Origin of the sequence: Ekhidna lutea (genome assembly GCF_900188325.1) — a bacterium.
Taxonomy (GTDB): domain Bacteria; phylum Bacteroidota; class Bacteroidia; order Cytophagales; family Cyclobacteriaceae; genus Ekhidna; species Ekhidna lutea.
This window is the reverse complement of record NZ_FZPD01000006.1, coordinates 155997-182376: the sequence shown is the minus strand read 5'-3', so window position 1 is coordinate 182376 and position 26380 is coordinate 155997. Positions and strand designations below refer to the sequence as shown.

The following is a 26380-nucleotide window of genomic DNA, read 5'->3' as shown; positions in this document are numbered from 1 at the left end:
CAATGCTCAAATGTGATAATAATAAGTGAAATTGGCGCAATTAACTCATATTTCATTTATAATCGAAACCAATTTGTTTGCTACAATTTCATGACCGGATTTATTGAAGTGCACACCATCGGGGTAATGTTGATCACTTCTGAGGTCATCTAAATCCACTATGGTCTGGCTATGCTTATTCACTACTTTCTGAATTGCTTCGTTGAATTTCTTTTGACTCTTTATTGTCCCGGGTAATTGTTTTTCAACCCGATTGTTCGCTAAGTTAATAGGCATAGCAATGATTTTGGCATTGGTATCCTTGAGTATCATGCTGAATAGGTGATCGTACGATTTCTCAAATCTTTTAAGTGATACCCATGATCGTGATCCTCTCAATTTTGATAGAGGAGCCCTGATTTTTGAAAACACTCCGCGATAAATGAGTTTGAAGAATTTGGTTAAAATATTATCTACTTTTCTATTGGAGAGCCGATAGAACCATAGCGGAACTTCACGAATAGTGGAATCAACCACTCCAACATGAATAATATATATATTAGGAAAGCAATTGATAACCTGATCACTCATTTTGAGCCAGTTGGTAATAGTTGTAGCACCTAATGAGATATTTTCAATGGTTGTAGACGGATCCAGTTTTTCTCGCAACCAATAAGTATAATTTTTATTCTCCGGCTGATTTTCAGGAGGCCTAACTCTCAGTGCTACGGAATTTCCCAGGATTGTGATCTTCATACCTCAATTTAATTGAGCGTAAACAAATTTTCTATTGAGGGTTTTAGTTGTATAGTCTCTGGCTTCCAGAAGTAGGCGTATTTCCTGAGCAATGTTGCGCTCCTCTTTATCGTAACGAGCAGCTATTGCCAGATGCTTAGGTTCAAATTTACTCAGCCCTTCCAATGCTTCGTATTCTGCACCATTTAGTTGGATCAACATAAAGTCTACCTGATCAACATTTGTATCCTGAAGTATTTGATCCAGTGTATTTACCTCAATTGAAAGTGCTTCTGAGTTGTTATATGAAATATCTATACTGCCGGATTGAAAATCAGTTGATTTCCTTTGAAAAGTTTTGTGGTCATTCTCATTCCATACGCCCTTTGGAACGACGATTACATTCTCTAGTTTATTTGCGGCGATATTTTTCTCCAAATACTTGAGGTTTGAAGGAATTGGCTCGATAGCCACGATTTTACCACTCGTCCCAACCTTATCAGCAAGGTAAAGTGTGTAGTACCCACGAAATGCACCCATTTCAGCGATAACGTCCCCTTCTTTCACGTTATAGAAGGCTTCTTTAGCCGGACCTCCCCATTTAAGATTGCCCTCCATGTACCTGATCACGATATCCAAAGCAATTTGGAAGCATTGAAAAGGGAGCTTCTTTCGAGTGCCAGATGATAGAAAGAGTTTGTAAAATTTTCTTTCTTTTGAAGTCGACTCAGGTCCAAAGAATATCCTCCCATTTTCCAGTTTGATAAATGGATCACCTTCCTTATCAACCCCTGCTTCAAGGATTTTTAATTGTTTGATCTTTGAACAGGTAGCAAACTTCTGGTATACGTAGCGAATAATTTTAAACATGAATTAGCGTGTCAGTAACATGGAGCCTGCAAAAAACATCCAGGCATCTCCCCATCGAATGTAATCGGTTCTGTCTTTGGAACCATTTTTAAAGATGCGATAATAATAAGATCCTGAATCAAACATATGCTCGACTGTCCATTTAAAAAGGTTTTCTGCTTGATTCCAATACTTCGTATCAATTTCGGATAAATGAGCAAACGTGATTACACTCTGAGCGCAGCACTGTATGTCAATTGGAAACTTCTTTTTGTCTGTTAGACGTGGGATGCCTTGATTATCGAATAGTTTATTTTCGTAATAACTAATCGCCTTTTCAAGTTGGGTTTGATACGAGAATTGGTCACCTAAATTTTTCTTTAAAAGCACGCTCCCTTCAAGGTTGTACCCTGTATGGTAGTTGTCAATTTTACTTGGCTTATTGTCCGGCAAGGTGTCATAAAACCATGATCCATCTGGGTTTATATTAGAGAATGTAAAATTAGCAGCTGAAATCGATCGTTCAAGAAATCTATTTTCACCGGTAGTCTTCCAGAGTGTCGAAAGAAACCCGCTAGCCATCATATTGGGATTATGTACTTTTCGTTTGTCTATGGTTGTATAGGCAAAGCAGGTTTGATTATCACGATCATATGATAGCGGCATTTCTTCTATAAAAAAATTACCAATTTCAATAGCCATATCTAGGAACGATTGCTTTTTAGTTGTGCCGTAGGCATCTAAAAACATCTTTCCCACCTGTGATGTAACAGTTGTTCGTGGGGTGTATGCAGGAATGATTTGTTGCGAAAACCAATCATAGGGTTGACCCCAACACGAATGCTTGAATCCTTTGGATTTTTGTTGGATTACTCGCTCAATTAGGGCTTCAGCCTCAGTTAGATACTCTTCATTTTTAGTGTTTTGAAATAATCGAAGTAATCCACGTATAACGAATGCATTACTTTGAGCAAAATCGTTCTTTTTTACGCCGTATAATTTTCTTAGTGCTGGAGCGAAGTTCTCTAAAAGTAAATTGTGTGGATACTTGATATACTTTCCATAAGATAGCCCTTGGCAAAGCTTATTCATCCTAAGAAAGTAAGGCCTGGAGGTGATATCACAGAGATCATAGCTCTTATAAGCGTTTTGTTTTAAAAAGCTTAGCTGCTTTTCAAGTATTTCTACTATGGCGGACTGATTCATAGCTGATATTGATACTTCGAGCTTAGTTCCCCACAAATAGTTTGCAATTTCTTTCTATCCGAATCATCCCAGTTTGGATAACTTGGAAAAGTGTGACTCTTCTGAACATTTTTCTTGATCGAAAGTGCTTTTTTTAATGTTTTTTGAGGGATATTCAAACCGAGAAAGTCGATCAGTTTCACAAGATTATTATAATCTCGGTGGGTAAAATCATAGCTGAAAGAACGGTTTGGATATTGGTTTTTAAATGACTCAATGAAACTATTGGTTTCATTCCAAACCCAGGCAATCTTTTCAAGAGTAGTATAGTTTCCCCAATCTTTTTCATTATCAGAAGTAATTAGCTTAGCCGTGGCGGTCTCATTTGACTCAAACCATCCACGATTTAGGCCCGAAGTGACAAAATCTCCGGGGTGTCTGTAGAGATGAACAAATTTTGCCTTGGGGAAAAGCTCGGCCAGAGCGAAAGCAAAGAAGGTAATATGGTTATTGGTCTCGACATAGCTTTTTTCTGACTTGTATGCATACCTGAGATATTGTTCACGTCCCGCAAAAAGTAGATTCTTCGCTATTTCCAAATTGTTCTTATCACCCAAAACCGAGAGCTTGTGCATAAATCTGTTTTGGGTTGATAGGTTGGGGGTGGGGTCATGAAATACCGCTGTATTTTTGTCTTTGCTAAGTAGGTGCGTAAACCACTCCGTCCCACAACGACCGGTTGATAGAAAAAAAACAGGCTCTTTTACTAGTGAGGGATTGACAAACAGCTCTTCTGAACTAATCTTCCTTTTCGGTCTTCCAAATTGCGAGAACCAATAGATGTGATTGATGAATTGATTGATTTTCATGACGTCATATTCGCTAGTTTACTTAGAACTTCTTTACCGGTAATCCCCTCGGCTTTGTGATCTTCTATCAACTTTAATATCTGTTCATATGTTGTTGTCACTTTTGGATAGAGTGTCTCATCAAAAAATGAATTATGCCAAAGTAGCGTAATTATTCCATTGTGTTTTTCAACCTCATGTAAAAGCTTTTCAATTGATGTAAGAGCCTCATTGGGTGCATCCAACTTTCGATAGCTAAATAAAGTGACATCCATGACCATCAATGGAAATTGCCATACGTCAATCGCGCGTTGATTCTCAAAATCATAGGGTTTGAATGGCAAACAAAATGAATTTCGAAAGCCTTCTCTTTCAGCAAAACCAAAGCTGGAATCGTATTTCAAGCCCGATTGCTCATGGATTTTAAATGTCTTCAGAGGATCTAACCACAGCCGATGCTGTCTCCCACCTGATATGTCAACTTTAGATGAATCCATCAATCTACTTATTTCATCAACCAGCATATCAGAATCATTGGCTGTCTTGGTGGTTCCATGAATTCCTATTTCATGCTTATGGTTTTTCAGTTTTTTGAATAATGAAACCAGCCTCTTTTCATCAAAGCTATATCTTGAACCACCCGTATTATCCTTATCAAGGAAATAATACGAAGCTTTGATATTGTGCCTGGATTCAATGTTGTGGAGGTATTCAAAATTCCAGTATGGATTTGGACGCCACGGATTTATAAAGTGAAAGGCAGAAGTTATTGTTGATTTTAAAAGACTTAAAAACGAATGTTCAGATTTCACCAATCCAAGTAGCTCTTTGATCTTATATCCAAGATGTGGCCACCCATACTTATCAATCACATCTATATCATGAGAAAGAAGGAGACCAAACGTTTCAAAGAGCTTTCTTTTTGTAATCTTAGGCTTATTATGATGGGAAAGGAAAGCATTGATGCCATTGAAAATAAACTCAAAATATTCATTAACAATTGGCCTGTCAATGATGCCAATTTGCTTTTGAATGGATCCATCGAACATCACACGTCCCCACGGATCGCGTTTTGTATTCACATAACATTCATCATAGCAGCTGAGCAAGTAAAATGAGGATTTAAGCAGATCATGATGAAAGATAAGATTTCCATGCTCATCTAATGAGAAGATGTCACTCTCGGTTGATCCAAACAGTACAGGTAACTCATTTATTGTTGAAACATCCAGTTTCTCTGTATTGGGAATGAAAATGATTTTGTTGGTATGATCGGAAGACTCCCCATAAATGAAATGATCTTTCAGTATTGATGTATCCATGACCAATTCCAGGTGCTGGAACACATAAGCTAACTCATGCTCATTAAGCGATCTATTCATTCGGTTAGTGTATTTGCCTTTTGGTTTTTGAAATCAGAAAAAATGTGAAACTTGCGGCATTACAAAAATAGCCAAGCAGATCGTATGAAGATTGGGATGGTCGTTGATAATGAGTATCACTCAGATGTACGGGTTAAAAGAGAGGTCCGTCTACTGAAGGAACTGGGATATACGCTTTACGTATTGTGTCTTACGTTTGATCGTCATTATTCATACAAGGAGGATGATGCAGAAATTGTGTCCATCTACCTTCCCAGAAAGCTAAAGGATGTTCTGTATTTTTTCATGAATTCATTTCCATTTTATGAATGGTGGTGGAAAAGGAAAGTGAGACGATTCGTTAGCCAAAATGCACTTGACGTAATACATACACACGATTTGTACATGTCCAAATGTGTGAAAAAAGGAATAAAAGCATCAGGAAGGGGCATTCCGATGATTCTTGATCTTCATGAGAATTACCCCTATGCAATCCAAAGTTATAAATGGACTCAGGGAACCCTAAGATCAGCACTGGTTAGACCTAAAAGCTGGATAAGGAAAGAGGGCAGGCATTTAAGCTATGCTGAGAAAATCATTGTTTTAAGTGAGGATTTTAAACAGTCACTACTCAATCGGTATTCATTTTTAGATGAGAAAGATCTGATTGTTTTTCCTAATGTTGTTGATACTCAATCATTTGACGGCTATCCGATTTCTGATGTGAATGCTGAGTTACCTCAAAAACCGCGATTACTTTATTTTGGTATGGTTGCCAGCAGACGAGGTATTTTTAGAACACTTCAAAGCTGTGAGAAATTACTACATGATGGAATTGATTTTAGTTTGATAATCATTGGTCCTGTGGATGCAGGTGATAAAGAGTTGTTTTTTAAGGAAATTAGTAAGCCCGTTTTCGAAAATCATCTCATTTATAAGCCTTGGATCGATCTATCAGAGCTGCCCTCATACCTATATGCTTGTGATATTGCTCTTGCTCCTTTTGACAAAAACCCTCAGCATGAATCAGGGATCGCCAACAAGATTTTTCAATACATGTATGGTAAGCTACCAATCGTTGCTTCTAATTGTAAGCCTCAGCAAGAGTTAATTGAAAAATATGAGCTAGGCGAGGTGTTCGCTACCGATGATGAGCTCACGGAGAAGCTTAAGCTGCTCATTGAAAATGAAGAAATGAGACAGAAGATGGGGAAAAAAGCATATGATGTATTAATGACTGCATTCCATCAGGATGCATTTATGCCTCAGTTTAAAGAGTTATATGAGGGACTTTAGTGGACTTATCTAAACCCAGCTTTACCCAGAATTACCTTCCATATGTTTTCTAATTCACGAGAAGGTTTTGCAACAATTACGTATAGAAAGTAGATCATTGTTATCCCTATGCTTCTCAAGAAGATATCGAGGATTGGTGAATCCAGATACGAAAACTGGTGATTAATAAAAAGGACAATTGCAATTAAGAATATAGACGGTAGGGTCCACTTGGAAAATGGGGAAAAGTTGAATTTAGCTTTGATATAAAAGAACTTAATCAGGTTAAAAAGAAGGAAAGTGAGTACTGAGGCATATGCAGCACCTTCAATTCCGTATGAAGGAATAAGAACTAAGTTTAATGCCACGGTCATTATGGCTAATACAGCTATCAGGAGAATATTTACCCGGTAATGGTCAGACATGACGATAATTTCTCCATTCGTGCTGAACACCATATTTATCAGCTTAGCGAAACCTATAATATAAACGATGGATAACCCAGCACTATAAATCTCCCCATTAGGCATGAGAGCGTATATGCTGGGTAAGTTGATTACAATTCCCAGAAAAATAAATGACCCTATAATAAGTTGATTGATGGAAGCCTTCTTATAATCCTCATGGATTTTATCCAACCGTTTAGCTTTAAAATCCTCTACCATAATTGGTTGAGTAATCTGAGCGATGTACTTACGAGGCATTTCGATTACAACAGCCATGAAAATAGCTGTTGTATATATAGCATTGGCCTCCAGACCAATGTATTTGGAAATCATAATCTGATCGATTTGTAAGACTGCTATTGACCCCAATCCACTTAATAACGCATACCTGGAGTAGGTGAAAAACTCTTTTGAATTGGCCTCTTTGATATCTTTTTTAGAAACATTGAAAGAAACTCTTCTCAGCACAAAAAAGAGGATGATGAATGAGATAAAAAGGTAGATATAGTATTGAAATCGAAGGAAATCTCCCAACGAAATAATCGAGAAACCAACAAGGATTACAGTTACTGATTGCAGTAACTTGTAGAGCGTCTCCCGCACAAAGCTAGGCGTAGAAATATCTTTTTTAGCTTTTAGAATTGACTCTAGTAGGCCATAAAATCCCATAAGTCCAATCAAAACCAATATCAGCCAGAGGTAGTCATTGATTGCATTTGCGTTTTCCTGATAAAATGAAGTAAGCGTTGGTTTTAAAATGAAGGCTAGCACTGCCAGTATGCCGAATAGGAGCAAAAAAATCCCAAGACCTATGAGAATTAGCGCGGTTACCTGTTTATCATCTTTGCGGGGAAAAAATCGGATGAAGGCGCTTCTCAACCCAAATAATGGTAGAGGAGCAAAAAATGCGGCTGTACTTAATATGGTGCGATAAAGCCCAATCTCATCAGGAGTGAGATATTTAGGCATCAAAATAACCACATTGAGATATCCGATCCCAACCCCTAAATAGGCCGCAATCGAAGACCAAAAGCTTTGTCGAATTACAATTCCCACCTATTGAAGAGAATGTCTGATTTCAAGTCCGGCTGTAGCAATAAAAATTAATAAGATCACACAGCTGAAGATCAAGGTGATCGTATTACCGGTGTAGTAGGTTTCAGGTTTAAATTCAAACACAACCTCATGAGAACCCTCTGGGATCGCAAGTGCTCTGAGCACATAATTGGCCCTTAAGATATCTACTTCCTGGCCATCGATAGAAGCTTCCCAGCCTTCCGGATAATAAATTTCTGAAAACACACCTAATGCTTGTCCGCCGCTAATATCTGCTGAATAGACAACACGGTTTGGCGTCTTTTCTGATAGAGTAATAATGCCTGAACCTGAGATTTGTGGGATATCAAATTTGGTTTGATCGATAAGTGCTTCATTTTTGGTGTTGATCGAGCAAACGCTGCTTATTTCTTCATCGGGGGAATTAACAGGGGTTACTTTAGATACAGTCCATGCATTCCCATTCGCATATCTATTGGGAAAAACAGCATTTTGTTGTGTCCCTGCGAAGAGAAATTTCGTATTGAGCATATTCAATGCTTGCAGACCCGAGAAGTCAAGCGATTGAGACTGTAGCTTTTGATAAGCACTTTGTAATTCACCCTGAAGGCAATAGTCGACCAAATCCTGATATCTCCTGATTTTTGCGCCATGATAGCCGCCAATCGATTCGTGATAGTAAGAAGTTCTGTTTTCGTTGAATGGATTTTGAAGGTTCAATACTCGTTCACCTGCTGATGTTTGGCTAGCAATAGCATTATCAGCTTCAGTCATTGCGAAAAAGTCCCTTGATGGATTTTTTACAAATTTTTCTTCTCCAAGGAATCGCTTTGAAAGTGAAAAGCTATCAATAAATACAATGATTAGAAGGCCTATAAGTACCTGACTTACTTTTACTTTTTTCTTGAAAAGTGCCCAAACCAAGACAGCAAATGACACCACAAACATCATGGCTCTAAGGGCATCCTTTATCAGCAGCGATCGCCGGTCTTCGCGAATTGCATCAATGAACCAATCAGGAAGCTGAGCATCAACTGCCCCTCTAAAACCGAGTGCACCTGAAAAAAGTAATAAGGCAAGCAGGAATCCACCACCAATACCGAAAAGGATGAAAGTCTTTTTTTTCAGCTCAGCATTCCATTCTGAGCTAACAAGTCTTTCCAGCGCCACGAATCCCAGTAGATTCATTGCGAAAATGGTGATGATAATTGTAAAGGTCACGGATCTGAACTTGTTATATCCCGGGAGGTAATCAAACAATAAATTATTGAAGCCTTCAAAATTTTTCCCCCAGCTCATCATTATGCCCAGCACCACAAGCGAGATCAGCCATACTTTGTGCTTTTTGGAAATAATTAAAATTCCCAAAATAAAGAGGATAACTGTCAGTGTGCCAGCATAATATGGAGCTGTTAGTGGTTGGTCGCCCCAATACGTGGGAATGGCTTTGACTTGTTGTGCAATCTGCGTCCGGTTATAGCCAGCGCTTTCAAGCGCTTCAGCCACGGCTGATTTTGTAGAAAGTTCCTGTTGGGAAGAGCCCCCGAAGATATTGGGAACAAAAAGAAAGAAGGGCTCGGCAATGCCATTGCTATACCTGAATGCATATTCTCGATCCAATCCGGACGATGCTTGCTGATCATTTTTTAATTCGGACTTCCCTCTGATGGTGTATTTGCTGTATTCCAGTGTAGTGGCAAGCCTTCCATAATTTGCCCCTACAGCAAGTATTGCCGCAAGGATCATCAAACCGGCATTGATGCCAAAAGGCTTAAAGTCTTTTTTTCTTATTGTATTGACAAGTACGTTGATGCCATAGGCGAGCACTATAATTGCCAGGTAATAAGTGATCTGAGGGTGATTCGTTCGGATTTGCAAACCCAGAGCAATAGCCGTGAGACCGAAACCGAGCCATCTTTTTCCGGTAAATGTGAGGTGAATTCCGGCAAGAACCAGAGGCATTAAAGCCACAGCAGCAATCTTTGCGTTGTGTCCCGCCATAATTCCAATGATGTTGAAGCCGTTTAATCCGAAGGCGATAGCACCAGCGGCAGCTATAATCGGTCGAACCTTAAAGCAAAGGAGTAGAATGTAAAAGCTCACGAATGAGGCAAACAGAATGCCTTCAGGATGGCCTAGTCCCAGTAAATAAACTTTATAAACATGTTTTAATATCTCTCCTGAGTATTGCACTCCGGTTAGATAGGCCGGCATTCCACTAAACATGTAAGGATTCCAAAGGGCTTCTTCGCCGGTTTCAGCTCTAAATTCTTTTAGCTGTTGATTACCCCCTTGTCCTTGCAAAATATCGTGTTGATTGATTTGCTTATCTCCTAATAGGGACGGGTAATGAACCAACATGGTGATAATAAGGAACCCAAGGATTATAAGTCCGTGAGTGAGAAGATTTCTTTTTAGATCAGCGTTCATTTCGGAAGGTTAATTTTTAAGAACCGCTCAAAGGTAGAATGAATGAGCGTATTGATGTCTGTAGATATTTTAAATCGATACACAAGCATGATTAAAATGCAGGATACAACCAATGATCGTATGATAATATTTATCAATGGGTGAAATCCGGGTTGAAAAAGTTCGCCAATGATAATTGTAATTGCTCCAATTACAAGCAGCACTAAATGAGCCGGTACCAACGGATGAATTTGGAATCTATAGTATACAAATAGCACTTTCATTGAAATATGAAGGGTTATGGCAATGAAGTAGCTAAAGACAGCCCCATTAAGTCCCCATATTGGAATTAGTGTAACGTTGAGAAGAATTAAGACAGCAGCTGCAACGATTTGGAAAAGAACATTGTATTTATAATGCACTGAAAAGTTGATTATTTCGCCGGGAAATCCGGAAACCATCAAAACGAGTTTGGCCAGGCATACACCTACCACTACCCAATATCCCTCAGCAAAAGCATTTCCTTTTGGAATGAAATTAAATAGGTCATTTGTGTTTGTGACAATCCCTATAAACAACAGCATACCTATTACAGACATGGTAATTGAGCTTCTCTTATAAAGTGCTCCAACTTCCTTTAGATTGTTTCTTTCAAATTCTGTAGACAAAATAGGCCCCATCACCTTTGCCATATTCCTTTTTGGCATTTCTACAATGAGGGCGATAAAAACACAGGTGGTAAATATACCATTCATCTCAGGGCCCAGCAATGCGGTGACCTGATCATAAGTCACGTTGTTGAGCACTGCGAAGCTCCCGGCAAGAAGCATACTGTAGCCTCCAAATCGAATGAACGGCTTTTTCCAAGCTTTGGCAACCTCCCGAAATTTCAAATCCAACTTGAATGAGGGATCTAAAGAACAGTGAATGAATAGAAGCAGGAATGTAGAAAAATATATTATCCCTAACCCGAAAACCGCCGACTCAAAGGACCACCACTGAAAGGCGAATCCGATCACCATAGTAAGCGAGCCGATCCTGATATAGATGTCACGAAGAAAAGAAGGGAAAATCACCTTCATAATCGATCGGCTGTAGCTGTAAAGTAGGTCGAATAGACTGTTGGCTACTATGATCATTCCTGTGACTGGAAGAAAATAAATGTAATTAGGAGCGGTTTCATTATACCTTTCAGCAATTACATCACTTAGCAGATAACCTGCACCAACAATCAATGCATTGCCAATTAGCGTTATAATAAGTAGGAGAGTGAAGAATTGATTTTTTTGATTGCCTGAGAGATGAGGGAAAAACTTGATGTATGCACTTCCTGTTCCAAATGAGGAAATGGGAGAGATAATCATTGCATTGGCAGTGATTAAGGTAAATAAACCAATTTGAGAAAGGTCAAAGTATTCTGCTCTGAAGTAGAGCGTATTAACATAACCAATAAGCACGCCTAGATAGGCAATCACCGTTCCCCAAAAACTTTGCTTAATGACTACTCCCACAAATGTGTTGTTAGAAAAACCACAATTTAATGGAAAGTGCTACTACCAAAACAAGTAAAATCATGCGGATCAGTTTATCACTTTTCTCCACAGACCAGCGGCTGGCGATCCACCCTCCGGTTGCATTTCCAACCGCCAGAACAAGCCCATACTCCCATCTAATCTTATCACTAATGTAAAAAACGATTAGAGCCGCTACCGTGTAGGTCAACGCAACAAATACTTTGATTGCGTTTGTTTTAGCCATTTTGAATCCATGGATGGCAGTGAGTGATGCGATAATCAGAAAGCCAACACCCGCCTGAATAAACCCACCATAAACTCCAAGGAAGAAAAATATTACTACGCTTGTCCAGACCTTTTTTCTTGACAACATTTCAGCTGCCTCTTTTTTTACGCTGGGCTTAAATACTGTGATACCCATAACCATCAGCATGATCACAGCTAATATTTTATTGAAGACATCCTCATTGATATCTACTGCGATTTTAGAACCTACGATTGCACCCAGAGTTGCAGGGATGGCAACCCAGGCTGCAAATGGAAAGATGTGAACGCCCTTGCTTTGAAAGCCTGCAACGGAGAAGATATTTTGAACAAAAATGGCAACTCGATTAGAGGCATTAGCTTCTGCGGATGGAAGTCCAAGAAAAATTAATAATGGCAGTGTGATCAAAGAACCACCACCGGCGATGGTGTTGATGAATCCGGCAAAAATCCCTGTAGCAATAAGAAATGCTCCTTCCAGTATGCTCATATCACAACTTGTAGTCGGTTAGTTTGCAATCTAATTCATCAGGGCATTCAGCTAGTAATTCCATCTGTGTACGACCCAAAGTCGGGTGTTTTTCAATTGGGCACATCTCTACAAGCGGAATTAGCGTGAACTTCCTTTCGGGTATGCCCGGATGAGGGATAGTCAGGTCTTTCGTTTCTACCACCTCTTCATGGAAATAGAGAATGTCAATGTCTATACACCGCTCACCCCATTTTTCTTTTCTAATGCGTCCAAGAGATTTCTCCACTTTTAGCAGGGTATTGAGTAACTCATTAGGTTCAAGCATTGTCCCTATTTGAAGTACCACGTTCAGAAACCAATCCTGATTTTTCTTACCCCAGGGCTCTGTTTCATAGATAGATGACTCATCTATGATCTGAATACCTTCTTGTATCAGAAGCTTTTCAGCTTCCCGAAGGTATTCCAGTCGATTGCCCATATTGCTTCCCAGCAGGATGTAAATTCCGTTCATCTAGTTTCTTGATCTATTGTTTGCAAACCTCGTCTTACTTTTGCTGGTTTCAAAGAGAAACTAAACGACCAAAAAAACATTACATGGCTTTTTTAAGAAATCTTCTTGCAACCCTCGTTGGACTATTTATTTTCTCACTTCTGGGATTTTTTATCCTCGTAGGGATTGTAGCTTCAGCCTCCTCTGACGAAGCACCCACGGTCAAAAGTAATTCCGTGCTCTATTTTCCCATGACAGGAATATTAGAGGAGAAAGCCGTTGACGATCCTTTTCTTACAGTATTTGGTGATGGACCACAAATTCAGAGTCTGTTGGATATTATCACTGCAATCAATAAAGCCAAAAATGACGATCGTATCAAAGGTATTTATATAGAACCCATGTACCTGGCTGGTAGCTATGCAGGCCTGCAAGAGATCAGAGATGCCATATTGGATTTTAAAGAGTCAGGAAAATTTGTGTACGCCTACGGAGAATATATAAGTGAGTCAGATTATTATGTTGTTTCTGTGGCCGACAGCTTGTTTTTGAATCCGACTGGAGCTATTGAGTTTAATGGATTAGACATCAACGTCACCTTCTTTAAGGGGATGTTTGACAAGCTTGATATCAAACCGGAAGTTTTCAGGGTTGGAGACTTTAAAAGTTATGTAGAGCCTTATATCCGCAAAGACCTGAGCGATGAGAACAGACTGCAGTATTCTGAGCTACTGTCCTCAATGTATAACATTTACTTGTCTAATGTTTCCAATTCCATTCAAATACCTACAGATAAGCTTGCGGAAATTTCTGATCAAATGAAGGTAAGTCTTCCACAGGATGCAGTCGATGTTGGCTTGATCCATAAAATAGGCTATGAAGATGAACTAAAAAGTGTCATGAAGCAAAAACTCGGAATGGAGGAAGACAAGGAGCTTCGCACCATGAAGATGAACAAGTATATCCAGGCCATTGCAGCAGAAGGAAAATATTCTACCAATCGGGTGGCTGTGATTGTTGCTGAAGGTGACATTGTGATGGGTGGCGATGAGGGAATTGTAGGGGCTACTTATGCTGAGGAGATACGTAAAGCACGAAACAATGATCGGGTTAAGGCAATTGTGATGCGAGTAAACTCCGGTGGAGGTAGCATGACAGCCTCAGATATGATCTGGAGGGAGCTGATGCTAACTAAAGGGAAGAAACCAATCATAGCTTCGATGGGAGGAGCGGCAGCTTCTGGAGGTTATTATATAGCTATGCCTGCGGATACCATTATCGCCCAGCCTAACACCATTACAGGTTCCATTGGCATCTTCGGGATGTGGTTCAATTTTGGTGAGTTTTTAGAAAATAAGATTGGCATCACACATGATGTGGTTAAGACGGGTGAATATTCAGATATCTACACTGTCACTCGTCAGCTCACAGATGCTGAGCGTGCAATTATCCAGCGTGGTGTAAATGAAGGCTATGAAGTCTTTACTCAAAAAGTTGCTGATGCGAGAGGCATGACACAGGATGATGTGAAAAAAATTGCCAGTGGACGTGTTTGGAGTGGCGAACAAGCAGTAGGTAATGGTCTGGTAGATCAGCTGGGTAGCTTCAATGACGCGATTAATCTAGCTGTTGAGGCAGCCGGAATAGGAGATGATTACAGTGTATCCTACTATCCGAAAGAAAAACCATTCATAGAAGAATTTCTGGAAAAGATGAATGCTAAAGTGCAGTTTACACTGTTTGGAATGGATGCCGATCCTGCCGTCAAAGCAGTAAAGGAACTCAACCAGCATAAAGGACTACAGGCAAGAGTACCTGGAAATATTGAGGTGAGGTAGGGTTGAGCGTAGAACAGGAATTTTGAAATTCAACTGGATTGGATTTTACTAAATTAGTGATTGTTGTTTTTTATAGCTTCAAATATTTTCTTCTCTCGATTGACCTCTGCGTATCTCACACCCCGTAATAGCTCCTTCAGTTTAGTGGGTGCGAGGGTGAATGACGTTATAATTAATCTTTTTTTGTTCTTAAAAATTAACTCTGAGTACGATAGGTGAGTAGTAGAAGATCTCCAGTTATTATAACCTTTTGAGTAAATAACTTTGTATAAATCCTTCGTCTCCAGAATTTCTTCAGTGTCATCTGTTTTTATTTTGATGATGGCATTGTCAATAGAAATTCTCCTCTTGCTATCAGCGTTTCTAAACTTCATCAAAATCCATATTTCGTAAGCGGTCCAAGCAATACCAATAAGTGAAACCAACATGATGAAATATCCTGTTGTGTCAATTAAAAGTTCACTTTCATAGTTGATGCCAACTGAAAGAAGCCAACTCAGAAAAATCATTGTGAGAACTTCTCTTAAAAATAACCCTAACCAATTAGTTGAATTGAATTCAATCATTTGGGTGCAATAAGGATGACCAATATTAATGGTAAAAAATGTAGGGCAGTATCCACCTCTCAAATATACCGGTATACAACAAAAATGACACCTAAATGCACGAATGGGATTAAGCATGCTGGCTTCAGTTAGATCATACTTCACGTTTTAACATCTAATTTTTGGGGGTCTGCTAAAATTATTTGCCTTTATAATGAATCTTAGTCACCATGAAACACCTCACTATCACTCTCGCCATCGTCTCACTGGTTTTATTGTCTTCGTGTTATCAGGACGACTTTACTCCCTGTGTGAATCGTAATGAAGTGTATTACAACGACACCCTAATCCTGGAAGCCAGTGAGTATGGGAAATACGAAGAAGTTTCGAACGAAATATCTCGTTATGATTTCCTCATCAATTACTGCATTTCCAATAAAGAAGTTTTGGAAAGGTGCGGGTATCCGGACTACACCCGGCTTGACCCGGTGGTGGATTTGAATATTTATACGATCGATAGTGAAACACAGGAGTCAATAAACGCTAATAGATTTTTTACCTATACATGGTTTTCCGTTTACGCTCGGGTAAGCGTTGACGCATTATTAGATTCCAATAATTATGTATTTGATTATTGTGATCAATTCCTCCTTTTTAGACCTGACTCAGTACCTCAGAGCTTTTACTTAAAAGGAGAAGTCGTCCTGGCCTCTGGAGATACATTGATCAGTCAATTACCACTTATAACGCTAGTAGAATAATCATGAAATCAGTATTGTTAACTTTTTTGATTTTCCTTTTAGGTGCCCTGATGTCATGCTTCCAAGGCTGGGACAAACAGGATGAAGAATGTGTTCAATTCGATTTGATCCACCGTTCATTCGATTATTCAGAACTGGATACCTACATGTACGATTCGGTGGGGATGAGGAATGAATTAAGCGGTGACAGTGCCCGAATGATAGACTTTGGGTTGTACCTGGATATTTCATTTCATGACGTCTATATTCGGGAGGTTGACAATTTGGGTTATTGTGAGGAAGTTAAACTTTTGGATTCCATTGTTGATGTAAACATCTATGTCAAATCGAAGAGCGTTCCTATGGATATTACAGATTCATTCAGAAATTTTGGTTCAGGGTCTCGATACCTGGACGATTTGGTTTGGAATAATGAATTCCTGTTTTATGATCACTTCTTGATCCTCGATCTGGTGGATTACGCCGACATCCCGGATACGGCTGTTTTTGTATCGGAGCTGGTATTTTCAACCGGTAAACTGGAAATTCAGGAGACCGACAGTATTTATTTTTATTAGGGTCATACCGACATAAAAAAAACCCATCCGAATCCTCGAATGGGGTTGATAATAACTTATTTATACCGTTAGAGCAGCTGTTGTATTAACTAGCTGCTTCCTATTAAGCTGTCGCCTTACGACCTAGCAGAACTCATCGTACACCTGCTCCAGGTGATCAGCGATCATCTCAGCAGATCGTCCTTCGATGTGGTGTCGCTCTACCATGTGTGCAAGCTCTCCATCTTTGAAAAGGGCAATTGCCGGTGAAGATGGAGGGAAGGGAAGCGTAAACTCACGCGCCTTCTGTGTTGCTTCGGTATCGAAACCGGCAAATACAGTTGTCAGGTGGTCTGGTTTCTTGCTAGACTTTTCAAGCGAAAGCAACACACCTGGTCGGCACGTGCCTGCAGCACATCCGCACACAGAGTTGATCACCAAAAGTGACGTTCCCTTATGGTCTTTTAAATGTTTTTCTACAGCCTCAGCAGAAGTCAATTCCTCGAATCCATTCTGTGTAAGCTGTGCTTTCATCGGAGCTACTAATTCCGGTGGGTACATATTCGTATTGTTTTAACTTGTTATTAATTCTATTCTTAAAACTTTAAAAAACTTGTCATTTCGACGATAGGAGAAATCTATACCCTCAAGAAGGTTTATGTTATCCCTATTCCTTTCGTTTTTAACAAGTGAGATATTTCACTGCGTTCAATATGAAAAGTTTTCTTACATAAAACCAAGTTCCAACTTCGCCGCTTCAGACATCATGTCCGTAGCAAAAGGTGGATCAAAGGTCAATTCTATACTCACGTCGTTAACACCCTTTACAGCTTTCACGTTCATCTCAACCTCAGTTGGAAGACTGTCTGCAACAGGGCAGTTAGGTGATGTCAGTGTCATTACAATCTCCACATTATTTACGGGGAGAATATTAATTTCATAGATCAGCCCCAGCTCATACACATCCACGGGAATCTCAGGATCATATACGTTTTTGATCGCCCGAATAATGTCCTCTTTCAGTGCCAGGGTGTCGTTTGTTGATTTTGTTTCGCTCATGACTCTTGTTTTGCAGTTAATGCCAGCGCATACATTTTCATTTGCTTGATCATCGCCGCAAATCCATTGGATCGCTGCGTTCCAATGAATCGATCCATCCCAATTTGTTTTGGAAAATAGATCTCTGCATTCATAACATCTTGTGGAGCTGATTGATTCAATACACGTACCAATAAACTTACCAGCCCTTTCGTGATAGCAGTATTAGAGTCTGCTTTGAATTGCACACGGTCATTGTCAAGTCCGGCCAGCATCCAAACTTTGGATTGGCACCCCTTCACAATGTTATCCTCGATGCGGGATTCATCCGGAAAGGGGCCAAGCTCCGCACCGAGCTCCATGATGTAATCCAGCGTCATCTCCATGTCGCCATCCAGCATGGAAAACTCCTCTATGATCTCTTCCTGACGTTGTTTGATTTGATCCATCAGCTAAATTTTTTCACGATGTTCTCCAGCGCATCGCAGAAAACATCAATTTCTTCTTTGGTGTTGTAAACCGCAAAAGAAGCTCGCACAGTTCCATCAATTTTCAGGAAGTCCATCAGGGGTTGAGTACAGTGATGTCCTGTGCGAACAGCAATTCCTTTTACATCCAAGAACTGCCCCAAGTCATATTGGTGCACGTTTTCTATCAAAAATGAAATAACACTCGCTTTCTTATCAGACGTGCCAATAGGCCTGAATCCGGGAATAGTTGCAAGTTTGCTGTTTGCATACTCCAGCAGTTCATGCTCATATGCCTGTATATTCTCATGCCCGAGTTCGTCTATGAAATCCATCGCGTATTTGAATGCGATCACTTCTCCAATATTAGGCGTGCCTGCTTCAAACTTGTAGGGAATGTCGTTATAAGTAGTCCCGCTAAATGAAACATCTTTAATCATTTCACCTCCACCCTGATAGGGGGGCATTGATTCAAGTACATCTCTTCGGCCATACAATACACCCACACCTGTTGGACCATACATTTTATGACTGGAAAGCGCCAGGAAATCGCAATTAAGCTCCTGCACGTCGATTTTGATGTGTGGAGCTGCCTGAGCAGCGTCTATGAGCGTAGTTGCATTCACCTCCTGGGCCGCTGCAATCATTTCTTTCACCGGGTTGATCGTGCCAAGCGAATTAGAAATATAATTGATAGCCACCAGCTTGGTTTTACTGTTCAGCAGTTTCTTATACTCATCCATAAGGATTTCGCCCTTATCATTGATAGGAATAACCCTAATGACAGCTCCTGTTCGTTCGGCTGCCATCTGCCAGGGGACAATGTTGGAGTGGTGTTCCAACTGTGAAATCAGAATTTCATCTCCTGCATTGAGGAATTTGGATCCCCAGGATTGTGCGACCAGATTAATGCTCTCTGTGGTGCCTTTTGTAAAGACTATCTCATCAGCCTCGGCGGAATTAATGAATTGGTGTACACGCTCTCTTGTTGCTTCAAATCCTTTTGTAGATCGCTCTGCCAGGGTATGGATGCCTCTGTGGATATTTGCATGATCTTTTTCGTAGAACTGGATCAGCGAATCAACCACTCGTTTGGCAGTCTGTGACGATGCAGCATTATCAAAGTAGACGAGCGGCTTGCCATTAACCTCCTGATTGAGGACGGGAAATTGCTCCCTGATCTTTTGAATATCGAGTGAAGAAACCGCTGTGCCCATTATCCCAGTTTTAAATCAACCAATTGCTGAACCTCTTCTTTCACAGATTCAACTTTGATGTGCTGCATGGTTTCAATAGCAAATGCTTTTAAAATCATGGCCTTTGCATTTTTCTCTTTGATGCCCCTGGCTCGCAGGTAGAAGATCGCATCTTCATCCAGTTGTCCGGAAGTACATCCGTGAGAACATTTTACATCATCCGCCCAAATCTCCAATTGAGGCTTGGTGTGAAGTGTTGCGTCTTCTGATAGCAGAATGTTGTTGTTAGACTGGAACGCATTGGTCTTCTGTGCATCCTGTCTCACATAGATCTTACCATTGAAAACACCTGTGGATTTTTCATCCAAAATGCCTTTGTAAAGCTCGTTGCTAAATGAGTTAGGTTTGGTATGATCAACTGATGTATTGTTGTCTACGTGTGACTTTTTGTCCAAAAGGAACAATCCATACATGTGACCTTCTGTGTTTTCGTCTTCCAGGTTGATGGTCAGATTGTTCCGAACCATTGCCCCCTCAAATGAGAAGGTGTTGTTGTAAAACTGACCGTCACGAGATACATGCGCTACTACCGTTTCATGGCTGAAGGTTTCAGCGTTGTAGTTCTGAACTTTCGTGTGGTATCCAAACGCATTTTTACCAACATTAAAATCAATATATGAATTGGTAAAGGTCTTTTGCTCTTCTGGGGTAATCAGCTTCTCAATGATTCTGAAGGTATGCCCATCCTTCACATTCACTTTGATTCGTGGATTTGTGAATCCATTGGAATTGAAGTGATAAACGAAAACGGGCTCTTCATATCCTGACTCGATTCGTATTTCCTCTTTCGCATAAGCTGCATTCAGCAAACTGAAAGGATCATGCTTGCCTTCTGAAACTTCTGCTACTTCAAACTTAAGCGCATCGGCAATCGTTGATTTCTCTATGTCTAATTCACCATTGATAAACACCAGGTGGCTTCCGGCTTCATCATAAAGCTTGTCAGCATCAAAAACGTCAGCCACAATAGATTGGAAATCAATGTTTTTTTCCAGCAACGAAGTGATGGGTGTAAACTTATATGCCTCAGACTTCCGATGGGGGAGCCCCACTTCATTGAGCATATCCAGCGCACTTTTCTGGGCTTTATTGCCTTTGAAAGTGCTTGCTATATTTTCTAATATGGCAGGTGCATCCTTGATCATATCGCAGCTACTTCTTCTTTGATCCAATCGTACCCTTTTTCCTCAAGTTCAAATGCCAGGCTCTTGTCGCCAGACTTTACAATTCGTCCCTGATACAATACGTGTACATAATCAGGCACAATGTACTCGAGTAAACGCTGGTAGTGAGTTACCACGATGGTAGCCGTGTCTTTTGTTTTGAGGGTGTTTACACCATCAGCTACAATCTTCAATGCATCGATATCCAAACCAGAGTCTGTCTCATCAAGCACAGCAAGCTTTGGCTCAAGCATAGCCATCTGGAAGATTTCATTTCTTTTCTTTTCACCACCGGAAAAACCTTCATTTAATGATCGGCTCAATAGCGCCTGATCAATATCTACCAGTTTCATTTTCTCCTTCATCAGCTTAAGGAAATGAACTGCATCCAGTGCTTTCTGTCCTCTTGCCTCACGTACCTGGTTGATGGCAGTTTTAAGGAAGTTGGTAGTAGAAACTCCAGGAATCTCAACTGGATATTGGAAGGCAAGAAAAATACCTTTTTGCGCTCGCTCTTCCGGGCTCAATTCCAATAAATCTTCGTTTTCGAACGTTACGGAACCTTCTGTGATTTCGTAATCCTCGCGACCTGCCAGAACAGATGCCAAAGTGCTTTTTCCGGAACCATTTGGTCCCATGATGGCGTGTACTTCACCAGCTTTCACTTCCAGGTCAATTCCCTTCAATATCTCCTTGTCCTCTATAGAGGCATGTAAATTTTTGATGCTTATCATACGTATGTTGAATTGTCTTTTTATCCTACGCTACCTTCAAGCGTAAGCGCTAATAGTTTTCGAGCTTCTACTGCAAATTCCATAGGAAGCTTATTCATCACTTCTTTTGCAAATCCACCAACAATGAGTGCCACGGCAGTTTCTTCATCAATTCCCCGTTGCTGACAGTAGAAGATTTGATCTTCACCAATCTTAGAGGTAGTAGCCTCATGCTCCACCTGGGCAGATTTGTTTTTGATGTCTATGTAAGGGAAGGTATGAGCACCACACTTGTCACCCATCAATAATGAATCACATTGTGAGAAGTTTCTGGCATTTTCAGCTCGCTTCATAATCTCAACTTGCCCTCTGTAGCTATTCTGAGACTTACCGGCAGAGATACCTTTGGAAACGATTCTTGATCGGGTGTTTTTCCCAAGGTGAATCATTTTTGTCCCAGTATCTGCTTGCTGGTGATTATTGGTAACTGCAACCGAGTAGAACTCTCCAATGGAATTGTCACCTTTTAGGATACACGAAGGATATTTCCAGGTCACTGCAGATCCGGTCTCTACTTGCGTCCATGAAATCTTGGAATGATCTCCAGCACAAATACCTCGTTTGGTTACGAAGTTGTAAATACCACCTTTTCCGTTCTTATCACCAGGATACCAGTTTTGAACAGTCGAATATTTTACTTCAGCATTTTTTGCCGCATAGATTTCTACGACTGCAGCATGCAATTGATTTTCATCTCGCTGAGGAGCGGTACACCCTTCCAGGTAGCTCACATAACTGTCGTCTTCTGCTACAATCAAGGTTCGCTCAAACTGACCCGTGTTAGCAGCATTGATTCTGAAATAGGTAGAAAGCTCCATTGGGCATCTCACCCCTTTTGGGATGTAGCAGAATGACCCATCAGAGAATACTGCAGAGTTAAGTGCTGCGAAGTAGTTGTCATTGGCAGGTACAACAGAGCCTAAATATTTCTTAATAAGCTCCGGATGTTCATGAACTGCTTCACTGAATGAACAGAAAATCACTCCAAGCTCAGATAATTTTTCTTTAAAAGTGGTAGCTACTGATACTGAGTCAATCACTGCGTCAACAGCCACCCCGGTAAGTCTTTTTTGCTCCTGGAGCGAAATGCCCAGGCGTTCGAAGGTTTTAAGTAACTCAGGATCTACCTCATCAAGGCTTTTAGGCTTCTTGTCCTGTTTAGGTGCAGAATAATATCGAATAGACTGATAGTCTACTTTTGGATACTTGACATTGGCCCAGTTTGGCTCAGTCATTTTCTGCCATTGCTTGAAGGCTTTCAAACGCCATTCCAATAGCCATTCCGGCTCTTCTTTCTTAGCCGAAATGAAACGAATGATATCGTCATTTATACCTAAAGGAGCCTCATCAGCCTCGAAATCAACCGACCAGCCATGCTCATATTCTTTGGAGGTAAATTCTTCTAATATTTGTTCGTCAGTACTCATTTAGTTCGCCTTCGTTTCAACATGCAAAGTTACATCTTATTTATAGTAATTCTAAATAAGAACACGGAAGATGTCAGAAGGTTCAGGAATATCTCTGACTTTTAAAAGACAAGGTGTTTATTGACGCTTTCCTCCAGGGAAATAAAGGTTTCTGTACTTTCAATGCCATCTACCTTTTGGATTTTATCATGAAGGACATCCTTTAGGTGCTGCGTGTCTTTGCAATAGATTTTGCAGAAAATATTGTAATTACCTGTTGTATACCGAATGGTAGCTATCTCGTGTATCTCTTTTAACTCTGCAACCACTCGATCATATAGGGAGCTTTTTTCAAGATAAATCCCCAAAAAGCAGGTAATGTCATAACCCAACTTACTGTAATCTATTCTGAGAGTTGTCCCTTTTACGATACCCATTTCTTCCATCTTCTTCATTCTCACATGAACAGTACCCCCCGAGACAAATACTTTTTTAGCTACTTCAGTATATGGCATCTTGGCATCCTCTGACAACATGTTCAGAATTTTAAGATCCACATTATCAATCTCATAATTTTTACTCATTTCGACTGTCTGTTTTTTAAAAATTTTAATTTAAAACGTTTTAAATTGAATGAACTGTATTTATTTATCTAAATTATTGAAAAAATTTCAATAAAACTATTGTTCTTTTAAATTTGAGTCATCAAGCACACTGTAGAGTGGTGAAACTGGCAGACATGCCCTCCTCTCTCGGGGGTGGAGGTAAGGGATAAATCCCGGTATGTTCTCTCACGATAATGATCCGTGAGAGAACGCTCGGGACTAACTGCTCCGTGGAGGTTCGAATCCTCCCTCTACAGCTTTGGGTTAATGTTGTTTATTTATAAGCGGTTGGTAGGGGTGCCAACCGCTTTTTTTGTGATCTTTTCTTTCTCAGTAAACCTCATCGCTTATCTTTAACCGCTTTAAAAAGAACTGAGCCCAACAATGAAGAAACAACCCTGGCATGACAGCTATCCTGAAGGAGTACGTGTAGAGATTAACCCCGATAATTATCGCTCATTACCAGATATGGTTGATGAGCGAATCGGCATATATAAGGATTTGGTGGCGTTTGAAAACATGGGAAAAGAAATGACCTTTTCCGAGTTGGGGGCAGCTATCGATCAGTTCGCTTCTTACCTCCAAAACCATACGAATCTAAAACAAGGAGATCGGGTTGCTATTCAGATGCCCAACTTACTTCAGTACCCGGTTGCACTTTACGGGGTATTAAAAGCAGGCATGGTGGTGGTAAATACCAATCCACTTTACACGCCTAGCGAAATGCTACATCAATTCAATGATTCCGGAGCGAAGGCTATCGTAATCGTAGAAAACTTTGCATGTAATCTGGAGGAAATTTTAAAAGAAACTCAAATTGAAACCGTCATCGTTACCAAGATTGGAGATATGATCGGAGGTCTCAAAGGGAGCATTATCAACTTCGTTGTTAAGAATATCAAAAAGATGGTGCCCTCTTACAGCTTACCAGACGCTGTTGGGTTTAAAGAGGTACTGAAGCTTGGTGCAGAAAAGCCACCTATGCCAGTAGCTATTGATAGCTCGGAGATTGCATTTCTCCAGTATACTGGTGGAACTACTGGTGTATCCAAGGGAGGAATGCTGACACACCGAAATGTAATTGCTAATATAGAGCAGGTATGTGAGTGGATGCTTCATGGAGGTCTTGTAGAACGAAAAGAAATTTTCATTACAGCTCTACCGATGTATCACATTTTTGCATTGACATGCAATGCACTAATGACTGTCAGGATTGGCGCTAGAAATGTATTGGTAACAAACCCAAGAGACATGAAGGCTTTCCTTAAAGATCTGGGTAGACATCAATGGACCATCCTTACGGGGGTTAATACCTTATTTAATGGCCTTCTCAATCAACCGAACTTTAAAAACCTTGATTTCTCTAATGTGAAGTTTTCATTCGCAGGAGGCATGGCACTTCAAAAATTTGTTGCTGATAAATGGTTTGAAGTAACAGGCACGCCCGTTTCTGAAGGTTATGGCCTTACAGAGACCTCACCAGTGCTGACGGCAAACCCATTGAGAAAGGATGCAGAAACAGGTTTTATTGGAATGCCAATCCCTAGTACTGATGTGGTAATATTGGATGATGATGGTAAAGAAGTGAAAACAGGGGAGCGTGGGGAATTATGTGCTCGGGGACCTCAGGTTTTTCAGGGTTACTGGAACAGACCGGAGGAAACAAAGAACTGTTTTCACGAAGATTGGTTTAAAACCGGAGATATTGCGGTGATGAACGAACAAGGTTTCTTCAAAATTGTTGATAGGAAGAAGGAAATGATTTTGGTTTCCGGATTTAATGTGTATCCTAATGAAATCGAGGATTGTATCGCATTGCATGACAAGGTGTTGGAGGTAGGTGCTATTGGTGTGCCAGACCCTAAATCAACCGAGGCAGTGAAGGTGTATATCGTAAAAGCGGATGAATCATTGACGGAAGAAGAAATCAAAGAGCATTGTGCAGAGCACCTTACTGGGTATAAGCGCCCAAAATATGTCGCTTTTATTGATGAGTTGCCAAAGTCCAATGTGGGAAAAATCCTTCGAAGGATATTGAAAGAAAACGATTTAAAAACGAATACATACGAATAGGAATGAAGATAAAATTTGCTGCTGTATTTACCTGTATTTCATTTTTCACCCTGGCACAAACTCAAACCCCCTCAGATACCACATACTGGCGGATTGGCGGATCAAGCTCGCTTACATTCTCTCAGGTTTCCTTGACTAATTGGGCAGCCGGAGGACAAAACTCTGTCGCTATAAATGGAAACATTAGTGCATTTGCCAATCGAGTAAAGGATAGAGGTAAGTGGGAGAACTCAATAGATTTGGCTTATGGTTTGATTAAACAAGGTGAATTTGATTTTAGCAAATCGGATGACTTAATAAACCTGGCAACAAAGTATAGTTATAAGGTTAATAAAGATAATGGTAAGTGGTTTTATACAGCCATACTGGATTTTAGAACACAATTTGCCAATGGGTATGAAACACCTCTTCAAATCAATCGAATATCGGATTTTATGGCTCCAGGTTATTTAACTATTGGTACAGGTATTGCCTTTGATCCTAATGAAAGGCTAAGCTTTTCAATGCAACCGATTACTGGAAAATTTACTTTTGTGCTGGATCAAGACCTTGCAGACGAAGGTCGTTATGGTGTGGACCCGATTGTTTACAATGCCGATAGTTCTCGTGTGATTTCAAAAGGGCAGAATATACGGTCTGAGTTTGGTACATTCTTCAGAGCAAAATATAAAAATGATTTCTTCGAAAGTAAACTTGAATTATTTACCGGGTATACTGAAAGCCAGGGAGAAATTGATGTGAACTGGCAAAATGCATTGGTGTTAAATGTGACAAAAGCACTCACAATGAATGCGTTTACTCACCTTATTTATGACAAAGATATTTTGATTGGGGTTGATGATGATGGGGATGGCGAAATTGACGAAGGTTCAGAAAAACCAAGAGTGCAGTTTAAGAACGTGATAGGTATTGGCCTTACCTATAAATTCGGAAAACAAAGAGCACAGTAGGGATTTAATCGAACAATTGTTCAAATCAATTGATTTTTAATGTATCCTTGTCACCCTAATTTATTTTTCCATTAAAAGTTTAGAAA

At 40.1% G+C, this 26380-nt stretch carries 25 protein-coding genes; 6 read left to right on the top strand and 19 right to left on the bottom strand.

Annotated features, from left to right (window positions below; translation table 11 throughout):
• Positions 1 to 45: 45 nt before the first annotated feature.
• The 5 genes from CHB71_RS17285 to CHB71_RS17265 are packed head-to-tail and all read right to left on the bottom strand — an operon-like array spanning position 46 to position 4978.
• Positions 46 to 735, bottom strand: a complete 690-nt coding sequence (locus CHB71_RS17285; RefSeq protein WP_089358211.1) for an SGNH/GDSL hydrolase family protein — start codon at positions 733 to 735, stop codon at positions 46 to 48.
• Positions 736 to 738: 3 nt separating this feature from the next.
• Positions 739 to 1584, bottom strand: coding sequence for an FkbM family methyltransferase (locus tag CHB71_RS17280; protein ID WP_089358210.1), 846 nt, complete (start codon positions 1582 to 1584; stop codon positions 739 to 741).
• A gap of 3 nt (positions 1585 to 1587) precedes the next feature.
• Positions 1588 to 2769 (bottom strand): glycoside hydrolase family protein, encoded by a 1182-nt coding sequence (locus tag CHB71_RS17275; protein WP_089358209.1) that lies wholly within the window; start codon positions 2767 to 2769, stop codon positions 1588 to 1590.
• Positions 2766 to 3617, bottom strand: coding sequence for a sulfotransferase (locus CHB71_RS17270; protein WP_089358208.1), 852 nt, complete (start codon positions 3615 to 3617; stop codon positions 2766 to 2768). Before CHB71_RS17270 ends, CHB71_RS17275 begins: the two co-directional genes overlap by 4 nt.
• Positions 3614 to 4978, bottom strand: a complete 1365-nt coding sequence (locus tag CHB71_RS17265) for a polysaccharide deacetylase family protein (RefSeq protein WP_089358207.1) — start codon at positions 4976 to 4978, stop codon at positions 3614 to 3616. The genes CHB71_RS17270 and CHB71_RS17265 overlap by 4 nt, the downstream gene beginning before the upstream one ends.
• A 51-nt stretch (positions 4979 to 5029) precedes the next feature.
• On the opposite strand from CHB71_RS17265, the gene CHB71_RS17260 reads away from it, so the two are divergent.
• Positions 5030 to 6253 (top strand): glycosyltransferase family 4 protein, encoded by a 1224-nt coding sequence (locus tag CHB71_RS17260; RefSeq protein WP_144017478.1) that lies wholly within the window; start codon positions 5030 to 5032, stop codon positions 6251 to 6253.
• A 5-nt stretch (positions 6254 to 6258) separates the two neighbouring features.
• Here CHB71_RS17260 and CHB71_RS17255 read toward each other — a convergent pair whose 3' ends face one another.
• Genes CHB71_RS17255 through folK form a run of 5 tightly spaced genes read right to left on the bottom strand, consistent with a single transcriptional unit; the run spans position 6259 to position 12904 of the window.
• Positions 6259 to 7734 carry a lipopolysaccharide biosynthesis protein gene (locus tag CHB71_RS17255; RefSeq protein WP_089358205.1) on the bottom strand — a complete coding sequence of 492 codons (1476 nt, stop codon included), beginning with the start codon at positions 7732 to 7734 and terminating at the stop codon, positions 6259 to 6261.
• Positions 7735 to 10164 (bottom strand): YfhO family protein, encoded by a 2430-nt coding sequence (locus tag CHB71_RS17250; protein ID WP_089358204.1) that lies wholly within the window; start codon positions 10162 to 10164, stop codon positions 7735 to 7737.
• Positions 10161 to 11654, bottom strand: coding sequence for a lipopolysaccharide biosynthesis protein (locus CHB71_RS17245; RefSeq protein WP_089358203.1), 1494 nt, complete (start codon positions 11652 to 11654; stop codon positions 10161 to 10163). Before CHB71_RS17245 ends, CHB71_RS17250 begins: the two co-directional genes overlap by 4 nt.
• A gap of 10 nt (positions 11655 to 11664) precedes the next feature.
• Positions 11665 to 12411, bottom strand: coding sequence for a sulfite exporter TauE/SafE family protein (locus tag CHB71_RS17240; RefSeq protein WP_089358202.1), 747 nt, complete (start codon positions 12409 to 12411; stop codon positions 11665 to 11667).
• A 1-nt stretch (position 12412) separates the two neighbouring features.
• Positions 12413 to 12904, bottom strand: coding sequence for a 2-amino-4-hydroxy-6-hydroxymethyldihydropteridine diphosphokinase (gene folK / locus CHB71_RS17235; protein ID WP_089358201.1), 492 nt, complete (start codon positions 12902 to 12904; stop codon positions 12413 to 12415).
• An 83-nt stretch (positions 12905 to 12987) separates the two neighbouring features.
• Between folK and sppA the strand changes: the two genes are divergently transcribed.
• Positions 12988 to 14721, top strand: a complete 1734-nt coding sequence (sppA, locus tag CHB71_RS17230) for a signal peptide peptidase SppA (RefSeq protein ID WP_089358200.1) — start codon at positions 12988 to 12990, stop codon at positions 14719 to 14721.
• Between the two features lie 53 nt (positions 14722 to 14774).
• On the opposite strand, the gene CHB71_RS17225 is transcribed toward sppA, so the two are convergent.
• Positions 14775 to 15287 carry a hypothetical protein gene (locus tag CHB71_RS17225; protein ID WP_089358199.1) on the bottom strand — a complete coding sequence of 171 codons (513 nt, stop codon included), beginning with the start codon at positions 15285 to 15287 and terminating at the stop codon, positions 14775 to 14777.
• Between the two features lie 209 nt (positions 15288 to 15496).
• Here CHB71_RS17225 and CHB71_RS17220 point away from each other — a divergent pair, with 209 nt between their 5' ends.
• Both CHB71_RS17220 and CHB71_RS17215 read left to right on the top strand, forming a co-directional pair.
• The gene (locus tag CHB71_RS17220) at positions 15497 to 16027 is read left to right on the top strand and encodes a hypothetical protein (RefSeq protein WP_144017477.1); all 531 of its coding nucleotides are present in this window, start codon (positions 15497 to 15499) and stop codon (positions 16025 to 16027) included.
• Positions 16028 to 16029: 2 nt separating this feature from the next.
• A complete protein-coding gene (locus CHB71_RS17215) occupies positions 16030 to 16584 on the top strand; it encodes a hypothetical protein (protein ID WP_089358197.1) in 555 nt (184 codons plus the stop codon).
• Positions 16585 to 16707: 123 nt separating this feature from the next.
• Here the strand turns inward: CHB71_RS17215 and CHB71_RS17210 are convergent, their stop codons facing one another.
• The 8 genes from CHB71_RS17210 to CHB71_RS17175 form a co-directional block, all read right to left on the bottom strand.
• Positions 16708 to 17124, bottom strand: a complete 417-nt coding sequence (locus CHB71_RS17210; RefSeq protein ID WP_089358196.1) for a BrxA/BrxB family bacilliredoxin — start codon at positions 17122 to 17124, stop codon at positions 16708 to 16710.
• Positions 17125 to 17289: 165 nt separating this feature from the next.
• Positions 17290 to 17622 carry an SUF system Fe-S cluster assembly protein gene (locus CHB71_RS17205; RefSeq protein ID WP_089358195.1) on the bottom strand — a complete coding sequence of 111 codons (333 nt, stop codon included), beginning with the start codon at positions 17620 to 17622 and terminating at the stop codon, positions 17290 to 17292.
• Entirely contained in the window at positions 17619 to 18050 is a 432-nt protein-coding gene (locus tag CHB71_RS17200; RefSeq protein WP_089358194.1) for a SufE family protein, read from the bottom strand. The genes CHB71_RS17205 and CHB71_RS17200 overlap by 4 nt, the downstream gene beginning before the upstream one ends.
• Positions 18050 to 19285 carry an aminotransferase class V-fold PLP-dependent enzyme gene (locus CHB71_RS17195; RefSeq protein ID WP_089358193.1) on the bottom strand — a complete coding sequence of 412 codons (1236 nt, stop codon included), beginning with the start codon at positions 19283 to 19285 and terminating at the stop codon, positions 18050 to 18052. The genes CHB71_RS17200 and CHB71_RS17195 overlap by 1 nt, the downstream gene beginning before the upstream one ends.
• Positions 19285 to 20469 (bottom strand): Fe-S cluster assembly protein SufD, encoded by a 1185-nt coding sequence (sufD, locus tag CHB71_RS17190; RefSeq protein ID WP_089358192.1) that lies wholly within the window; start codon positions 20467 to 20469, stop codon positions 19285 to 19287. The genes CHB71_RS17195 and sufD overlap by 1 nt, the downstream gene beginning before the upstream one ends.
• Entirely contained in the window at positions 20466 to 21221 is a 756-nt protein-coding gene (sufC, locus tag CHB71_RS17185; RefSeq protein WP_089358191.1) for a Fe-S cluster assembly ATPase SufC, read from the bottom strand. The genes sufD and sufC overlap by 4 nt, the downstream gene beginning before the upstream one ends.
• A gap of 20 nt (positions 21222 to 21241) precedes the next feature.
• Complete coding sequence (gene sufB / locus CHB71_RS17180; RefSeq protein WP_089358190.1) at positions 21242 to 22687, bottom strand: Fe-S cluster assembly protein SufB; 1446 nt, start codon at positions 22685 to 22687, stop codon at positions 21242 to 21244.
• Between the two features lie 101 nt (positions 22688 to 22788).
• The gene (locus tag CHB71_RS17175; protein ID WP_089358189.1) at positions 22789 to 23250 is read right to left on the bottom strand and encodes an Lrp/AsnC ligand binding domain-containing protein; all 462 of its coding nucleotides are present in this window, start codon (positions 23248 to 23250) and stop codon (positions 22789 to 22791) included.
• Positions 23251 to 23655: 405 nt separating this feature from the next.
• Here CHB71_RS17175 and CHB71_RS17170 point away from each other — a divergent pair, with 405 nt between their 5' ends.
• Both CHB71_RS17170 and CHB71_RS17165 read left to right on the top strand, forming a co-directional pair.
• Positions 23656 to 25344, top strand: a complete 1689-nt coding sequence (locus CHB71_RS17170) for an AMP-binding protein (RefSeq protein WP_089358188.1) — start codon at positions 23656 to 23658, stop codon at positions 25342 to 25344.
• Positions 25345 to 25346: 2 nt separating this feature from the next.
• The gene (locus CHB71_RS17165) at positions 25347 to 26294 is read left to right on the top strand and encodes a DUF3078 domain-containing protein (protein ID WP_089358187.1); all 948 of its coding nucleotides are present in this window, start codon (positions 25347 to 25349) and stop codon (positions 26292 to 26294) included.
• Positions 26295 to 26380: the final 86 nt, after the last annotated feature.

Bases quoted from the DNA above. Each gene is read 5' to 3' on its own strand.
- sufC (WP_089358191.1), bottom strand. From the start codon at position 21,221: ATGATAAGCATCAAAAATTTACATGCCTCTATAGAGGACAAGGAGATA.
- CHB71_RS17265 (WP_089358207.1), bottom strand. From the start codon at position 4,978: ATGAATAGATCGCTTAATGAGCATGAGTTAGCTTATGTGTTCCAGCAC.
- CHB71_RS17210 (WP_089358196.1), bottom strand. From the start codon at position 17,124: ATGTACCCACCGGAATTAGTAGCTCCGATGAAAGCACAGCTTACACAG.
- CHB71_RS17200 (WP_089358194.1), bottom strand. From the start codon at position 18,050: ATGGATCAAATCAAACAACGTCAGGAAGAGATCATAGAGGAGTTTTCC.
- CHB71_RS17165 (WP_089358187.1), top strand. From the start codon at position 25,347: ATGAAGATAAAATTTGCTGCTGTATTTACCTGTATTTCATTTTTCACC.
- CHB71_RS17220 (WP_144017477.1), top strand. From the start codon at position 15,497: ATGAAACACCTCACTATCACTCTCGCCATCGTCTCACTGGTTTTATTG.
- sufB (WP_089358190.1), bottom strand. From the start codon at position 22,687: ATGAGTACTGACGAACAAATATTAGAAGAATTTACCTCCAAAGAATAT.
- CHB71_RS17195 (WP_089358193.1), bottom strand. From the start codon at position 19,285: ATGGGCACAGCGGTTTCTTCACTCGATATTCAAAAGATCAGGGAGCAA.
- sppA (WP_089358200.1), top strand. From the start codon at position 12,988: ATGGCTTTTTTAAGAAATCTTCTTGCAACCCTCGTTGGACTATTTATT.
- CHB71_RS17270 (WP_089358208.1), bottom strand. From the start codon at position 3,617: ATGAAAATCAATCAATTCATCAATCACATCTATTGGTTCTCGCAATTT.
- CHB71_RS17225 (WP_089358199.1), bottom strand. From the start codon at position 15,287: ATGATTGAATTCAATTCAACTAATTGGTTAGGGTTATTTTTAAGAGAA.
- CHB71_RS17205 (WP_089358195.1), bottom strand. From the start codon at position 17,622: ATGAGCGAAACAAAATCAACAAACGACACCCTGGCACTGAAAGAGGAC.
- CHB71_RS17280 (WP_089358210.1), bottom strand. From the start codon at position 1,584: ATGTTTAAAATTATTCGCTACGTATACCAGAAGTTTGCTACCTGTTCA.
- CHB71_RS17240 (WP_089358202.1), bottom strand. From the start codon at position 12,411: ATGAGCATACTGGAAGGAGCATTTCTTATTGCTACAGGGATTTTTGCC.
- CHB71_RS17275 (WP_089358209.1), bottom strand. From the start codon at position 2,769: ATGAATCAGTCCGCCATAGTAGAAATACTTGAAAAGCAGCTAAGCTTT.
- CHB71_RS17170 (WP_089358188.1), top strand. From the start codon at position 23,656: ATGAAGAAACAACCCTGGCATGACAGCTATCCTGAAGGAGTACGTGTA.
- CHB71_RS17175 (WP_089358189.1), bottom strand. From the start codon at position 23,250: ATGAGTAAAAATTATGAGATTGATAATGTGGATCTTAAAATTCTGAAC.
- sufD (WP_089358192.1), bottom strand. From the start codon at position 20,469: ATGATCAAGGATGCACCTGCCATATTAGAAAATATAGCAAGCACTTTC.
- CHB71_RS17285 (WP_089358211.1), bottom strand. From the start codon at position 735: ATGAAGATCACAATCCTGGGAAATTCCGTAGCACTGAGAGTTAGGCCT.
- CHB71_RS17215 (WP_089358197.1), top strand. From the start codon at position 16,030: ATGAAATCAGTATTGTTAACTTTTTTGATTTTCCTTTTAGGTGCCCTG.
- CHB71_RS17250 (WP_089358204.1), bottom strand. From the start codon at position 10,164: ATGAACGCTGATCTAAAAAGAAATCTTCTCACTCACGGACTTATAATC.
- folK (WP_089358201.1), bottom strand. From the start codon at position 12,904: ATGAACGGAATTTACATCCTGCTGGGAAGCAATATGGGCAATCGACTG.